Here is a 15,126-nt window from a genome sequence, read left to right as displayed (position 1 = left end):
GAATCATGAAGTACATATTTGACATCGTGCATGGCCTCTACACCCAGCTTCGCAGCCTGGTGATGATCTTCGGCCACGCCTTCCGCAAGCGCGACACGCTGCAGTACCCGGAAGAACCGGTCTACCTGCCGCCGCGCTACCGTGGCCGAATCGTCCTGACCCGCGACCCCGACGGTGAAGAGCGTTGTGTAGCCTGCAACCTGTGCGCCGTGGCGTGCCCGGTCGGCTGCATCTCGCTGCAGAAAGCTGAAACCGAAGACGGTCGCTGGTACCCGGACTTCTTCCGCATCAACTTCTCGCGCTGCATTTTCTGCGGCCTCTGCGAGGAAGCCTGCCCGACCACCGCGATCCAGCTCACGCCGGATTTCGAAATGGCCGAGTTCAAACGTCAGGACCTGGTTTACGAGAAAGAAGATCTGCTGATCTCCGGCCCCGGCAAAAACCCTGATTACAACTTCTATCGTGTTGCAGGTATGGCGATTGCCGGGAAGCCGAAAGGCTCCGCGCAGAATGAAGCCGAACCGATCAACGTGAAGAGCTTGCTGCCTTAAGGAAGAAAGATGGAATTCGCTTTCTATTTCGCATCGGGTATCGCTGTGGTGTCCACGCTCCGCGTGATCACCAACACCAACCCTGTGCACGCCCTGCTCTACCTGATCATTTCGCTGATCGCCGTGGCCATGACGTTCTTCGCCCTCGGCGCACCGTTTGCCGGTGTCCTGGAAGTGATCGCCTACGCTGGCGCCATCATGGTGCTGTTCGTGTTCGTGGTGATGATGCTGAACCTTGGCCCGGCCTCGGTTCAGCAAGAGCGCGTCTGGCTCAAGCCCGGTATCTGGGGCGGCCCCGTCGCCCTCGCCGCGCTGCTGCTGGTTGAACTGCTGTACGTGCTGTTCTCCCACCAGAGCGGTGAAGCCATCGGCCACACCACCGTAGACGCCAAGGCCGTGGGCATCAGCCTGTTCGGTCCTTACCTGCTGGTGGTCGAACTCGCCTCGATGCTGCTGCTCGCCGCAGCCGTCACGGCGTTCCACTTGGGCCGCAACGAAGCCAAGGAGCAATGACGATGCCTGCTATCCCCATGGAGCATGGTCTGGCGGTCGCCGGCATCCTGTTCTGCCTCGGCCTGGTCGGCCTGATGGTCCGTCGCAACATTTTGTTCGTGTTGATGAGTCTTGAAGTGATGATGAACGCCTCTGCACTGGCGTTCATCGTTGCCGGTAGCCGCTGGGCGCAGCCGGATGGACAGATCATGTTCATCCTGGTGATCAGCCTGGCAGCCGCCGAGGCCAGTATTGGTCTGGCGATCCTGTTGCAACTGTATCGCCGCTTCCACACGCTCGATATCGACGCTGCCAGTGAGATGCGCGGATGAACCTACTCTTTCTGACTTTCGTATTCCCTCTCATTGGTTTTCTGCTGCTGTCGTTCTCCCGTGGACGCCTCTCGGAAAACCTGGCCGCGCTGATCGGCGTGGGTTCCATCGGTCTGTCGGCAATCGTTACCGCCTACGTGATCTGGCAATTCAACGTTGCCCCGCCAGAAGGCGGCCACTACACCCAGGTGTTGTGGCAGTGGATGGCGGTGGAAGGCTTCACGCCGAACTTCGCGCTGTATCTGGACGGCCTGTCCGTGACCATGCTCGGCGTGGTTGTCGGCGTCGGCTTCCTGATCCACCTGTTCGCATCCTGGTACATGCGCGGTGAAGCCGGTTACTCGCGCTTCTTCGCCTACACCAACCTGTTTATCGCCAGCATGCTGTTCCTGGTGCTGGGCGATAACCTGTTGTTCCTGTACTTCGGTTGGGAAGGCGTGGGCCTGTGCTCGTACTTGTTGATCGGTTTCTACTACAGCAACCGCAACAACGGTAACGCTGCACTCAAAGCCTTCATCGTGACCCGAATCGGTGACGTGTTCATGGCCATCGGCCTGTTCATTCTGTTTGCCCAACTGGGCACGCTGAACGTCCAGGAACTGCTGGTGCTGGCACCGCAGAAATTCCAGGCCGGCGACTTCTGGATGGTCATGGCCACCCTGATGCTGCTCGGTGGCGCTGTCGGTAAATCCGCGCAACTGCCGCTGCAAACCTGGCTGGCAGACGCGATGGCCGGTCCAACGCCGGTTTCGGCACTGATCCACGCTGCAACCATGGTGACAGCAGGCGTTTACCTGATTGCCCGTACCCACGGCCTGTTCACCCTGGCGCCGGAAATCCTGCACCTGGTGGGCATCGTTGGTGGCGTGACCCTGGTTCTGGCTGGCTTCGCAGCCCTGGTCCAGACCGACATCAAGCGTATCCTCGCCTACTCGACCATGAGCCAGATCGGCTACATGTTCCTGGCCCTGGGTGTCGGCGCCTGGGATGGCGCGATCTTCCACCTGATGACCCACGCCTTCTTCAAGGCCCTGCTGTTCCTTGCTTCCGGTGCGGTGATCGTTGCCTGCCACCACGAGCAGAACATCTTCAAGATGGGTGGTCTGTGGAAGAAGCTGCCACTGGCCTACGCCAGCTTCATCGTCGGCGGCGCGGCCCTGGCGGCCCTGCCTCTGGTCACCGCGGGCTTCTACTCCAAGGACGAAATCCTCTGGGAAGCGTTCGCCAGCGGCAACGAAGGTCTGCTGTATGCAGGTCTGGTCGGCGCGTTCATGACCTCGTTGTACACCTTCCGCCTGATCTTCATCGCGTTCCACGGTGAAGCGAAGACCGAAGCCCACGCCGGTCACGGCATTGCCCACTGGCTGCCACTGTCGGTGCTGATCGTACTGTCGACTTTCATCGGCGCAATGATCGTTCCACCGCTGCACGGCGTGCTGCCGCAAAGCGTCGGCCATGCCGGCGGCGAAGCCAAGCACAGCCTGGAAATCGCTTCGGGCGCCATCGCCCTGGCCGGTATCCTGCTGGCCGCGCTGCTGTTCCTCGGCAAGCGTCGCTTCGTCACCGCCATCGCCAACAGCGGCATCGGGCGTTTCCTTTCGGCCTGGTGGTTCGCTGCCTGGGGCTTCGACTGGATCTACGACAAACTGTTCGTCAAGCCTTACCTGGCGATCAGCCACATCCTGCGCAAAGACCCGCTCGATCAGACCATCGGTTTGATCCCGCGCATGGCCAAAGGCGGTCACACCGCCCTGAGCCGTACCGAGACCGGTCAACTGCGTTGGTATGCCGCCTCGATGGCTGCTGGTGCCGTGCTGGTTATTGGCGCCGTCGTGCTGGTAGCGGTCTGATATGAACCTTGCGAATTTGCGAAAGGAAACGAGCCCGTCATGATTCTGCCTTGGCTAATCCTGATCCCCTTCATCGGCGGCCTGCTGTGCTGGATGGGTGAGCGCTTCGGCGCCACCCTCCCCCGCTGGATTGCGCTGATCACCATGTCCCTGTTGCTTTGCCTCGGCCTCTGGCTGTGGGCCAACGGTGATTATTCATTTGCCCCGGCGCCTGGCGCCGACCCGACCTGGGCGCTTGAGTTCAAGCACGTCTGGATCCAGCGGTTTGGCATCAACGTGCACCTGGCCCTCGATGGCCTGTCGCTGTTGATGATCATGCTGACCGGTCTGCTGGGTGTACTTTCGGTACTCTGCTCGTGGAAAGAGATCCAGCGTCACGTTGGCTTTTTCCACCTGAACCTGATGTGGATCCTGGGCGGTGTCGTCGGCGTGTTCCTCGCCCTCGACCTGTTCATGTTCTTCTTCTTCTGGGAAATGATGCTGGTGCCGATGTATTTCCTCATCGCGCTCTGGGGTCACAGTTCTTCGGACGGCAAGAAAACCCGGATCTACGCAGCGACCAAGTTCTTCATCTTCACTCAGGCTTCCGGCCTGATCATGTTGGTGGCGATCCTCGGCCTGGTGCTGGTCAACTTCAACGAAACCGGCGTGATTACTTTCAACTACGCCGACCTGTTGAAAACCAAGATGTCGATGACCACCGAGTACATCCTGATGCTCGGCTTCTTCATCGCCTTCGCGGTCAAGCTGCCAGTCGTACCGTTCCACTCCTGGCTGCCTGATGCTCACGCCCAGGCACCGACCGCAGGTTCTGTCGACCTCGCCGGTATCTTGCTGAAGACCGCTGCCTACGGCCTGTTGCGTTTCGCCCTGCCGCTGTTCCCGAATGCCTCGGCCGAGTTCGCGCCGATCGCCATGACCCTGGGTCTGATCGGGATTTTCTACGGCGCGTTCCTGGCTTTCGCACAAACCGACATCAAGCGCCTGATCGCCTTCTCGTCCGTTTCCCACATGGGCTTCGTACTGATCGGCATCTACTCCGGCAGCCAACTGGCACTGCAAGGTGCAGTGATGCAGATGCTGGCGCACGGTCTGTCGGCCGCGGCACTCTTTATCCTGAGTGGCCAACTGTACGAACGCACCCACACCCGCGACATGCGTGAAATGGGTGGCCTGTGGTCGAAGATCGCTTACCTGCCGGCCCTCAGCCTGTTCTTTGCAGCAGCGTCGTTGGGTCTGCCGGGTACCGGTAACTTCGTCGGTGAGTTCCTGATCCTGATCGGCAGCTTCCCGATCGCTCCATGGGTCACCATCATCGCCACCACCGGCCTGGTGTTCGGTTCGGTCTACTCGCTGATCATGATCCACCGTGCGTACTTCGGTCCGGCCAAATCGGACGCGGTACTGCATGGCATGGACGGTCGCGAACTGATCATGGTGGTCGGTCTGGCTGCACTGCTGATCTACCTCGGCGTGTACCCACAACCGTTCCTCGATACCTCTGCCGCTACGATGCATGGCGTGCAGCAATGGCTCGGCACCGCCTTCACTCAACTCGCTTCGGCCCGGTAAGAGCGCTATGGAATTCACGACTCAACACTTTATCGCGCTTGCGCCGTTGTTGATCACCAGCGCCACGATCATCGTGGTGATGCTGGCGATCGCCTGGCGCCGCAACCACTCGCAGACCTTCCTGATTTCCGTGGCGGGTCTGAACCTGGCTTTGCTGTCGATCCTGCCGGCTCTGAAGGTTGCGCCTCTGGCCGTGACCCCATTGCTGCAAATCGACACCTTCGCCTGCCTGTACATGGCGCTGATCCTGGTCGCCACCCTCGCCTGTGTCACCCTCGCCCACGCCTACCTCGGCGATGGCGGTTCGGGTTACCCGGGCAACCGTGAAGAACTGTACCTGCTGATCCTGATGGCTGCCGCCGGTGGCCTGGTTCTGGTCAGCGCGCAGCACCTGGCCGGGTTGTTCATTGGCCTGGAACTGCTGTCGGTGCCGGTCTATGGTCTGGTGGCCTATGCCTTCTTCAACAAGCGCTCGCTGGAAGCCGGCATCAAGTACATGGTGCTGTCGGCCGCCGGTTCTGCATTCCTGTTGTTCGGTATGGCGCTGCTGTACGCAGACTCGGGTTCCCTGAGCTTCGTCGGCATCGGTCAGGCATTGGCGGCTACCGGTCTGCCAAGCTCGCTGGCACAACTGGGCCTGGGCATGATGCTGATTGGCCTGGCATTCAAGCTGTCGCTGGTGCCGTTCCACCTCTGGACCCCGGACGTTTACGAAGGTGCTCCGGCGCCGGTTGCAGCGTTCCTCGCTACCGCTTCCAAGGTTGCCGTGTTCGCGGTGATGGTGCGTCTGTTCCAGATCTCGCCAGCGGCAAGCAGCGGCATCCTGAGTGATGTGCTGACCATCATCGCCATCGCGTCGATCCTGTTCGGTAACCTGCTGGCACTGACCCAGAGCAACCTCAAGCGTCTGCTGGGTTACTCGTCCATCGCTCACTTCGGTTACCTGCTGATCGCCCTGGTGGCGAGCAAAGGCCTGGCCGTGGAAGCCATCGGCGTGTACCTGGTCACCTACGTGATCACCAGCCTCGGCGCCTTCGGCGTGATCACCCTGATGTCCTCGCCGTACAACGGCCGTGACGCCGACGCCCTGTACGAATACCGCGGCCTGTTCTGGCGCCGTCCGTACCTGACCGCCGTACTGACCGTGATGATGCTCTCCCTGGCCGGTATTCCGCTGACCGCGGGCTTCATCGGCAAGTTCTACATCATCGCTACTGGCGTCGAGTCGCATCAATGGTGGCTGGTCGGTTCCCTGGTATTGGGCAGCGCCATCGGCGTGTTCTACTACCTGCGTGTCATGGTCACCCTGTACCTGATCGAACCGAACCTGCGTCGCCACGATGCGCAACTGCACTGGGAACAGAAAGCAGGCGGCGTGATGCTGCTGGCCATCGCTCTGGTCGCGTTCTTCCTCGGCGTCTACCCACAACCGCTGCTGAACCTGGTTCAGCAATCGGGGCTGGTGGGTTGATCGCTTGAGCGACACTCGGTAGAAAACAGAAACGGCACCTTCGGGTGCCGTTTTTGCGTTTGTGGGATTTGTTACCGCTGCCCTGCCCTCTTTCGGAAATCCCGGAACGATCTTGCACACTACTCAGGGCCGTCCTACATCCCGTATTGATCATTTGGCTTTATCTTCAATGGCCTCAGAGTTAATAAATCAACGCGGGGAAGAACAATGGGACGTGACGTTTTTTCCGAACTGTTACACGGCCTCGACGACTTGGCCGACGAGCGCCAGGGCAAGCTCACGTTGCGTACGCACAAGCTCAAACTGCCGAAGCCGCAACCTCTCTCAGTCGAGCAATTGGTAGCGTTGGAGTCGAATCAAGCGATAGAGGCAGAGCAGTTACATAACAAGCGAATTGGTGCAATGAAGGACAAGCTTGTACTCCCCGGAGACTACGACACGCCGCTGCCTGATGAGATCCTTGATGCATTCGAGGCTCTCGAATCTGAAGCTACTGGGTCATTGCCCGGTTACCCAGGCTCGGTTGATGAATGTGGGTGACTGAGCCGACCCCATTTTCGGAACGCCGCCCGGACCATGCTCCCACAGGTTGTGAGTCTGCCCGCAGATTTTGAATACGGCATAAATCCATTTTGGGAGCTTGCTCGCGATTGTGGTGACATAGTCACCGCAAAAAAAAACGGCACCTTGCAGTGCCGTTCGTGATTATGGTTTCACCAAATCCCATTGACACTCTTTCAGCCTGACTCCATCAAGAACACTCCCTTTCTGGATATCAATGTTGCCGTCAGCGTCGAGGAAGATATCCGTGTTGGGCCACTTCGGTGTGATGCTGATGCAATGCCAACGCTCGTTTTCGACAGCCCACGAAAACTCCATGAAAAAATGGGTATCCGGAATTAGATATCCGTGGTCACTGACTGCATCTCCGGGAGATATCCGTCCCCGGTATATTCGATCTTTGACATTCCATGTGTACCGCAATACCTGCTTGGCATCCTTGGAGTAATTTACGGTTGCGCTGGGTAGAACATAAATATTCCATAGGGCGATCAAACACAACACCAGCAGCGGCAGGAGTAGTGGGAGCAATGGAATCCAGAGCCATCTTATGTACCGGAATCGTGGTTTATTGACAGATGTGGACACTGACTCCGTCTCCCCAGTCCTTTGGAGCTACTGCCAACACTTTATTCATGATGATCTGCGCTGTTATTCCGCCATCAGGGTACAGATTGGCAAGTTTTATACCGATACCTATCGACACTCTATCAGCTACATCATCCCATGATCGCAGTTGAGTCCAAGGACTGGCCGTGGGACGAGGACCAGGAAGTGCTCTGTTCTTTTTGGGGATTATTCGTAACTCTTCCGCCTTGCGCAGGGCATCTGATGCAATTTGTTCAGCCCCTGCGCCGTCTAGCAGCAAGCGATCGGAAAGTCCCCCTATAATTCCGACGTAACCGTAGTGGATGTTCGACCAAATATCGTAGTAATAGAGATACCCCCCTTGCTTGTGCCTGACTCCGGGGAATCGTTCCCGAAGCTTTGGCTTGTGGTCCCACTCCATATCCTGACCCACTTGTTTAGTCCAAATCGCCATCGCTTCAACCTTCTTCGTCAATGCGATAGCGTTGAAATTCGGTGATCCGGCCAGTCTGGCATACCACGGTAGCTCCTGAAATTGCCTGGCAGCCGCGCTACTGTCGTAGTTGAGCAGCTCTTTCATTTTCAACACGGCTGGATGCAGGATATTTCGGTTCATCTCTCCAGCAATGTAGACGGCAAGCTCTTCCATTTGATCCGGGTGATTACAGCGTGGGGTTTTACCGGGGTCGCCGGGTGCGGTTGAGGTTTTCCGTGCAAGCGTTGGCTCAGCCAGTCGGGATTCTGTCGCCTTTACTTTTTCGGACTGATTAGCTGGCTGTACAAAGGCCCTGCCCATTGGCGGAGCAGAATCCTCGTTTCGATAGCTGGCCGTAACCACCGATGGAATCAGCTGAGCTCTACAAGGGCAATTGCTGTGGCTGTCCAGCGTGCCTGCCATGGCTTTGCCGTGGCTGATCATGTGCGAGATGCCACCGACGATCTGATAGGTATTCCCATCCTTACCGCAAGTGACCCGGTCACCTTCTAGTGCATGGGCGATGCCATACCACATGAAACTGGTGTCGCCATCCAGGACTGTGCCGCCACAGGTGGTCTTGTCATGCTGACCAATGAAATGCCCTTCGTTCATTGAGGTTCTCCTTGCTCGATGCAAGGCAGAAAACCCTCGGCCATCGGTACGCCTTCACGCACCACTAACAACATGCAGCCATGTGATGTGGTGATGATCTCGACTTCGGAGGTGGATGAGGGGTACAGAAGAGCATTCATGTGCAACGTCCTTATTGTCATCGATTTGAATTGCCTTCCCTCTCCTTCCTGCAGAAGTACTGAGTAGAAAGCGTATCGGTCGAGGACGAATGAGACGGCGGGACGCATGCTGGCAGCAATCCCGATGGCATTGCCGAAACAACGAATAGGAAATTTCACAGAAGCCAACAACCCACTTCCTACAGTGATTGGAGCAACTAGCGATTTTTCGCAAGTTCTGGGTATGCCACCAATCCTGTGGGAGCGAGCCTGCCCGCGATTGCGGTATCACAGACACCAAAGAAAAACGGCACCTTCCAGTGCCGTTCGTCTTTCACAGTCCCACCAGTTTACTTACGCGCCGCCTCCCACGATTTCAGCAGTTCGGCGTAGCTCACGGTCTCGCCTTTCGGCTTCTCGTTTTCCAGTTTCGGTTTCGGAGCGCCCGGTTGGTCGAACCAGTATTGCGCGTCGCGCTCGGGGTTCATTTTCGGGGCGCAGGTGGCTTGGGCTTTCGAGCGTTCCAGGCGGGACATGATGGCGTCCTGATCCTTGGCCAGACCGTCGAGTGCCTGTTGCGGGGTTTTCTCGCCGCTGGCGGCTTCAGCAATGTGGCTCCACCACAACTGTGCGAGACGCGGATAGTCCGGCACGTTGGTTCCGGTCGGCGTCCATTGCACGCGGGCCGGGCTGCGATAGAACTCCACCAGACCGCCGAGTTTCGGTGCCAGATCGGTCATGGCCTGCGAGTTGATGTCCGACTCGCGGATCGGCGTCAGGCCGACGATGGTTTTCTTCAGAGAGACGGTTTTCGAAGTCACGAACTGCGCATACAGCCAGGCCGCCAGTTTTTGCTTCTCAGGCGTGGATTTCATGAACGTCCACGAACCCACGTCCTGATAGCCCAGCTTCATGCCCTCTTCCCAGTACGGTCCCCGTGGCGACGGCGCCATGCGCCATTTCGGCGTGCCATCGGCGTTCATCACCGCCAGACCCGGTTTGGTCATGTCGGCGGTAAATGCGGTGTACCAGAAAATCTGCTGGGCGATGTTGCCTTGGGATGGCACCGGCCCGGACTCGGAGAAGGTCATGCCCGCCGCTTCCGGTGGCGCGTACTTCTTCATCCAGTCCACGTATTTGGTGGTCGCGAACACCGCCGCCGGGCCGTTGGTGTCGCCGCCACGAGTCACGCTAGAACCGACCGGATGGCAATTCTCGACGCGGATACCCCACTCGTCCACCGGCAATCCGTTCGGAATACCCTTGTCGCCACCACCGGCCATGGAGAACCAGGCATCGGTGAAGCGCCAGCCCAGGGACGGGTCTTTCTTGCCGTAGTCCATGTGCCCGTAGACGCGTTTGCCGTCGATTTCCTTGACGTCTTCAGTGAAGAACTTGGCGATGTCTTCATAGGCTGACCAGTTCACCGGCACGCCCAATTCGTAGCCGTACTTTTCCTTGAACTTGGCTTTGAGGTCCGCACGTTCGAACCAGTCGGCGCGGAACCAGTACAGGTTGGCGAATTGCTGGTCAGGCAATTGGTAGATTTTGCCGTCCGGTGCGGTGGTGAAGGAGATGCCGATGAAGTCCTTGATATCCAGGGTCGGCGAAGTGAAGTTCTTGCCTTCGTTGGCCATCAGGTCGGTGATCGATTCAGTCTTGCCGTAGCGGAAGTGCGTACCGATCAAGTCCGAGTCGTTGACCCAGCCGTCATAGATGTTCTTGTCCGACTGCATCTGGGTCTGCAGCTTTTCCACCACGTCGCCTTCCTGCAGCAAGTCGTGGGTCAGCTTGATCCCGGTGATCTCACTGAAAGCCTTGGCCAGCACCTTGGACTCATACTCGTGAGTGGCGATGGTTTCCGATACCACTTTGATGCTCATCCCGCGAAACGGCTCCGCGGCCTTGATGAACCACTTCAGTTCTTCGAGTTGTTGATCGGCCGTCAGGGTGGACGGCTTGAATTCACTGCCGATCCATTTCTTTGCGGCATCTTCGTAGGCATCGGCCCAGGCCGAAGCGCTCAAACCGCTGAGTGCCAGCATGGCTGCCAATGAAATGCTATGTCGCAGCTTATTGTTTTTGTCGAACATAGAGACCTCCTGTTTAAGTTTCGGAGCAACATTGCCGAGCGATTCGACTAGCCCCAACGCATCACAGCCAACAGCCACACCAGGGACAACGCGAACGCTACCCAGATGCTCCAGTCGGTGACGCCGATTACCAGCAAATGCAGGTAGGCGCTGCCGAGAAGACCGATAAACAAACGATCGCCACGGGTGGTGGCAATCGGTAAAAAACCACGCCGAAGGACACTTGGCGAACGCAATTCCCAAGTGGTCATACCCACCAGGATCAAACCGATAACACCGAAAAACGCCGCCGTCGGGACGGTCCAGCTCATCCATTCCATCATCAGTTCCTCATACCCGGCCCAAGGCAAAGCCCTTGGCCACGTGGTTGCGAACAAACCAGATCACCAGCATGCCCGGAAGGATAGTCAGCACCCCCGCCGCCGCCAGCACCCCCCAGTCGATACCCGACGCCGAAACGGTGCGCGTCATGACTGCCGCGATGGGCTTGGCGTTCACCGAGGTGAGGGTTCGCGCCAGCAGCAGTTCGACCCAGGAAAACATGAAGCAGAAAAACGCCGTGACGCCGATGCCGGAGCCGATCAACGGGATGAAAATCTTCACGAAGAACTTGGGGAAACTGTAGCCGTCAATGTAGGCGGTTTCGTCGATTTCCTTCGGCACGCCAGACATGAAGCCTTCCAGAATCCACACCGCCAGCGGCACGTTGAACAGACAGTGAGCCAGGGCCACAGCGATGTGCGTGTCGAACAGGCCAATCGACGAATACAGCTGGAAGAACGGCAACAGGAACACTGCCGGTGGCGCCATACGGTTGGTCAGCAACCAGAAGAACAGGTGCTTGTCACCGAGGAAGCGGTAGCGCGAAAACGCATACGCCGCCGGCAAAGCCACGGTCAGGGAAATGATCGTGTTCAGGCTCACGTAATACAGCGAGTTGATGTAGCCGGTGTACCAACTCGGGTCAGTGAAAATCACCTTGTAGTTCGCCAGCGTAAAGTCCTGTGGGAAAAGGGTCAGCCCGCCGAGGATTTCGGTGTTGCTCTTGAACGACATGTTCAGCAGCCAGTAGATCGGCACCAGCAGGAACAGGATGTAGATCAGCAGTGGGATCAGCTTTCTCTTGCTCATGATGGCCTCAGCGGTTGGCGTCAGAGTGAGTCATGGCGGTGTAAAACAGCCAGGACACCAACAGGATGATCAGGAAATACACCAACGAAAACGCCGCCGCCGGCCCCAGGTCGAACTGCCCGATCGCCATCTGCGTCAGGGTCTGGCTGAGAAACGTCGTGGCATTGCCCGGCCCGCCGCCGGTCAGTACGAACGGCTCGGTGTAGATCATGAAACTGTCCATGAAGCGCAGCATCACGGCGATCAGCAACACACTTTTGAGCTTGGGCAACTGGATGTGCCGGAACACCGCCCAGGCAGAGGCCCGGTCAATTCGCGCAGCCTGGTAGTACACATCCGGAATCGCCCGCAGACCGGAGAAGCACAACAGCGCCACCAACGAAGTCCAGTGCCAGACGTCCATCACCAGCACCGTGACCCAGGCGTCCATGGTGTTCGCTGCATAGTTGTAGCTGATACCCATGGCGTTGAGGCTGGAGCCCAGCAGGCCGATGTCGGCCCGGCCAAAGATTTGCCAGATGGTGCCGACCACGTTCCACGGGATCAGCAGCGGAATCGCCAGGATGATCAGCACCACCGACGACCAGCGGCCCTTGGTCGGCATGGTCAGTGCAATCGCGATCCCCAGCGGGATTTCGATGAGCAGCACGCAGGCCGAATAAATGAACTGACGCAACAGCGAATCATGCAGTCGTGGATCGAGCAGCACCTGCTTGTACCAGTCGGCACCGACGAAGTAGCGGCTGGATTGATCGAAGATATCCTGCACCGAATAGTTGACCACGGTCATCATCGGGATCACCGCACTGAACGCCACCAGCAGGAACACCGGCAGCACCAGCCACCAGGCCTTGTTGTTCTGCACCTTGTTCATGGCTGCACCTCATTGTTGGCCTGTGCTTCGAGCAGGAATTCGTCGGCATAGACCATCAACCATTGCGCCGGAAAGCTGATGTAGGCCATGCCTTCCGGCACCGGTTTATCTTCGGCCAGGCGTACTTTCAGCGGTGCGCCGTCGAGGTTCAGGGTCATGATCTTGTAGGTGCCGAGGTCTTCGACGTGTACGACCTGTGCCCGCATCGCCTCATCAAAAGGCTCGTCCCAGACGTGCACGAACTCGGGGCGAATGCCGATTTTCAGGGTTTTCCACTCGGACTCGGCAATGCGTTGCTGCATGGCCTCGGACAGCGGCAAATGCGTTGAAGCGAAACCAACGCCGCCCGGTTGCGGCTGCACATCGATCAGGTTCATGCCTGGACTGCCGATGAAATAGCCGACAAAGGTGTGGCTCGGCCGTTCGAACAACTCCCGGGGTGTGCCGAACTGCACGATCTGCCCGCCGTACATCACCGCGATCTTGTCGGCGAAGGTCGATGCCTCCAGCTGATCGTGGGTGACGTAGACCATGGTGATGTTGAACTGCTCGTGGATCTGCTTGAGTTTGCGCCGCAGCTTCCACTTCAGGTGCGGGTCGATCACTGTCAGCGGTTCATCGAAGAGGATCGCCGACACGTCGTCGCGCACCAACCCACGGCCCATGGAGACTTTCTGTTTCTCGTCGGCGGTGAGGTTGCGGGCTTTTTTGCTCAGCAGGTTCTGCAGGTCGAGGACTTCAGCAATTTCCTGCACCTTGGTGTGAATTTTCGCCTCTGCCATGCCCTGGTTGCGCAACGGGAACGCCAGGTTGTCGAATACCGTCATGGTGTCGTAGACCACCGGGAACTGGAAAACCTGGGCGATGTTGCGCTTTTCCGGGGTCAGGTCATTGACCGCTTTGCCGTCGAACAGCACATGCCCCTGTGACGGGCTGAGCAACCCGGAAATGATGTTGAGCAACGTCGATTTGCCGCAACCCGACGGGCCGAGCAAGGCGAACGCACCACCCTGCTCCCAAATGTGGTCCATTTCCCGGATCGCATAGTCTTCCGGCCCAGCCGGGGTTTTGGTGTAGCTGTGGGCGAGGTTCTGCAAACGGATTTCGGCCATCAGGCAACCCTCGCGACACGCCGGCCCGGCGCCTGGACCAGCCGCCCCTGCGCATCGAACACAAACAGTTTATGGGTCGGAATGTAGATGCGGATCGGCGCATCGACGTCGTATTCGTGAACACCGGGCAAGTGCAGCACCAGCAGGAAGTGTTCGTTACGCACATGCAGGAAGGTTTCCGAGCCGCTGATCTCGGCGACTTCGACGGTCACTGCCAGTTCGAGGTCATCGTCGTTGCTCGGCACCAGCGAGATGTGGCTGGGACGAACGCCGAAGCGAAACTCGCCCTCGCCCACCGGGCGCAGGTCAACGTTCAACGGAAAGTGCACGAAATTGGCGAAACTCACTTCGTTGCCAGCGATGCGGCCCGGCATCAGGTTGATCGGCGGTTCGGAAAACAATTCCGCCGCCAGCACCGTCTGCGGCTGGTGATAGACCTCGGAGGACTTGCCGCTCTGGATCACCCGGCCTTCATGAAGAATGGTCGTGGTGCCGCCCAAAGCCAGGGCTTCGTTGGGTTCGGTGGTGGCGTAAATCGCAATGGTATGGCGCGCCTTGAACAGCTCGCGCATTTCCTGGCGTAGTTCTTCGCGCAGTTTGTAGTCGAGGTTGACCAGCGGCTCATCGAACAGAATCAGCTCGGCGTCCTTGACCAGCGCCCGAGCCATAGCTGTGCGTTGTTGCTGACCGCCGGAGAGTTCGAGCGGATAGCGCTGCAGAAACTTCTCGATGCGCAGCATCTTCGCAGTTTCGAGCACTTTGCTCTGGATCAGCTCGTTGGACACACCGGCCTGACGCAGTGGCGAGGCGATGTTCTCAAAGACGGTCATGGTCGGGTAATTGATGAACTGCTGATACACCATCGACACATTGCGCAGTCGCACGGGCCGTTGCGTAACATCGACGCCATTCATCAGGATACGGCCGGTGTCCGGCTTGTCCAGCCCGGCCATCAGACGCATGAGACTGGTTTTGCCGGACAGCGTGCGCCCAAGCAAAACGTTGAAGGATCCAGGTTCGAAACGCAGACACGCATCGTCAATCCAGGTCTGGCCCTCGACGGTGCGGCTGACATGCTCCAGGGTTAATGACATGGCTCGGCCTTTTTTATTTTTTGGAGTCAAGCGACCGGAGCACTAGAGCGACTTTCGTGCCAGAAATTTCAAGCTGTTGATTTACCTGAAAAACCATGGAAAAAGCGTTAACCCAAAGTTCGTTGCTGAACACAAATGAACAATCACAAATGAACAATTGAACAGTTCACCCATTGACAGTGAACAATAGTGAACA

15 protein-coding genes are annotated in these 15,126 nt (G+C 58.1%); 7 read left to right on the top strand and 8 right to left on the bottom strand.

Annotation, left to right across the window (positions count from 1 at the left end):
• Positions 1-2: 2 nt before the first annotated feature.
• From nuoI to D8U73_RS27620, 7 genes are all read left to right on the top strand, one after another.
• Positions 3-551: an NADH-quinone oxidoreductase subunit NuoI gene (gene nuoI / locus D8U73_RS27650; RefSeq protein WP_047527653.1), complete on the top strand. Its 549-nt coding sequence runs from the start codon at positions 3-5 to the stop codon at positions 549-551.
• Between the two features lie 9 nt (positions 552-560).
• A complete protein-coding gene (gene nuoJ, locus D8U73_RS27645; protein ID WP_056854621.1) occupies positions 561-1,064 on the top strand; it encodes an NADH-quinone oxidoreductase subunit J in 504 nt (167 codons plus the stop codon).
• A gap of 2 nt (positions 1,065-1,066) precedes the next feature.
• Positions 1,067-1,375, top strand: a complete 309-nt coding sequence (nuoK, locus tag D8U73_RS27640; protein ID WP_007946416.1) for an NADH-quinone oxidoreductase subunit NuoK — start codon at positions 1,067-1,069, stop codon at positions 1,373-1,375.
• Positions 1,372-3,225: an NADH-quinone oxidoreductase subunit L gene (gene nuoL, locus D8U73_RS27635; RefSeq protein ID WP_056854622.1), complete on the top strand. Its 1,854-nt coding sequence runs from the start codon at positions 1,372-1,374 to the stop codon at positions 3,223-3,225. Before nuoK ends, nuoL begins: the two co-directional genes overlap by 4 nt.
• 39 nt (positions 3,226-3,264) lie before the next feature.
• Positions 3,265-4,797, top strand: a complete 1,533-nt coding sequence (gene nuoM, locus D8U73_RS27630) for an NADH-quinone oxidoreductase subunit M (protein ID WP_056854623.1) — start codon at positions 3,265-3,267, stop codon at positions 4,795-4,797.
• A 7-nt stretch (positions 4,798-4,804) separates the two neighbouring features.
• On the top strand, positions 4,805-6,268 hold the full coding sequence (nuoN, locus tag D8U73_RS27625; protein ID WP_056854624.1) for an NADH-quinone oxidoreductase subunit NuoN: 1,464 nt from the start codon (positions 4,805-4,807) through the stop codon (positions 6,266-6,268).
• 207 nt (positions 6,269-6,475) lie between these two features.
• Complete coding sequence (locus tag D8U73_RS27620; protein WP_241667766.1) at positions 6,476-6,808, top strand: hypothetical protein; 333 nt, start codon at positions 6,476-6,478, stop codon at positions 6,806-6,808.
• Between the two features lie 589 nt (positions 6,809-7,397).
• Here D8U73_RS27620 and D8U73_RS27610 read toward each other — a convergent pair.
• The 8 genes from D8U73_RS27610 to D8U73_RS27575 form a co-directional block, all read right to left on the bottom strand.
• The gene (locus D8U73_RS27610) at positions 7,398-8,507 is read right to left on the bottom strand and encodes a polymorphic toxin type 44 domain-containing protein (RefSeq protein WP_241668552.1); all 1,110 of its coding nucleotides are present in this window, start codon (positions 8,505-8,507) and stop codon (positions 7,398-7,400) included.
• Positions 8,504-8,647: a hypothetical protein gene (locus D8U73_RS29280; protein ID WP_177434341.1), complete on the bottom strand. Its 144-nt coding sequence runs from the start codon at positions 8,645-8,647 to the stop codon at positions 8,504-8,506. Before D8U73_RS29280 ends, D8U73_RS27610 begins: the two co-directional genes overlap by 4 nt.
• A gap of 329 nt (positions 8,648-8,976) precedes the next feature.
• Positions 8,977-10,719: an ABC transporter substrate-binding protein gene (locus tag D8U73_RS27600; protein WP_056854626.1), complete on the bottom strand. Its 1,743-nt coding sequence runs from the start codon at positions 10,717-10,719 to the stop codon at positions 8,977-8,979.
• 47 nt (positions 10,720-10,766) lie between these two features.
• Positions 10,767-11,039, bottom strand: coding sequence for a DUF2160 domain-containing protein (locus D8U73_RS27595; protein ID WP_056854889.1), 273 nt, complete (start codon positions 11,037-11,039; stop codon positions 10,767-10,769).
• A 10-nt stretch (positions 11,040-11,049) separates the two neighbouring features.
• Positions 11,050-11,850 carry a carbohydrate ABC transporter permease gene (locus tag D8U73_RS27590; protein ID WP_056854627.1) on the bottom strand — a complete coding sequence of 267 codons (801 nt, stop codon included), beginning with the start codon at positions 11,848-11,850 and terminating at the stop codon, positions 11,050-11,052.
• A gap of 7 nt (positions 11,851-11,857) precedes the next feature.
• Entirely contained in the window at positions 11,858-12,724 is an 867-nt protein-coding gene (locus D8U73_RS27585; RefSeq protein ID WP_056854628.1) for a sugar ABC transporter permease, read from the bottom strand.
• Positions 12,721-13,836, bottom strand: a complete 1,116-nt coding sequence (locus tag D8U73_RS27580) for an ABC transporter ATP-binding protein (RefSeq protein ID WP_056854629.1) — start codon at positions 13,834-13,836, stop codon at positions 12,721-12,723. Before D8U73_RS27580 ends, D8U73_RS27585 begins: the two co-directional genes overlap by 4 nt.
• On the bottom strand, positions 13,836-14,930 hold the full coding sequence (locus D8U73_RS27575; RefSeq protein WP_056854630.1) for an ABC transporter ATP-binding protein: 1,095 nt from the start codon (positions 14,928-14,930) through the stop codon (positions 13,836-13,838). The genes D8U73_RS27580 and D8U73_RS27575 overlap by 1 nt, the downstream gene beginning before the upstream one ends.
• Positions 14,931-15,126 lie beyond the last annotated feature (196 nt).

This window comes from Pseudomonas sp. Sample_22 (assembly GCF_004307635.1).
Classification (GTDB): Bacteria; Pseudomonadota; Gammaproteobacteria; order Pseudomonadales; family Pseudomonadaceae; genus Aquipseudomonas.
The sequence above is the reverse complement of the archived record's forward strand: the minus strand, read 5'-3'. Positions and strand labels throughout refer to the sequence as shown.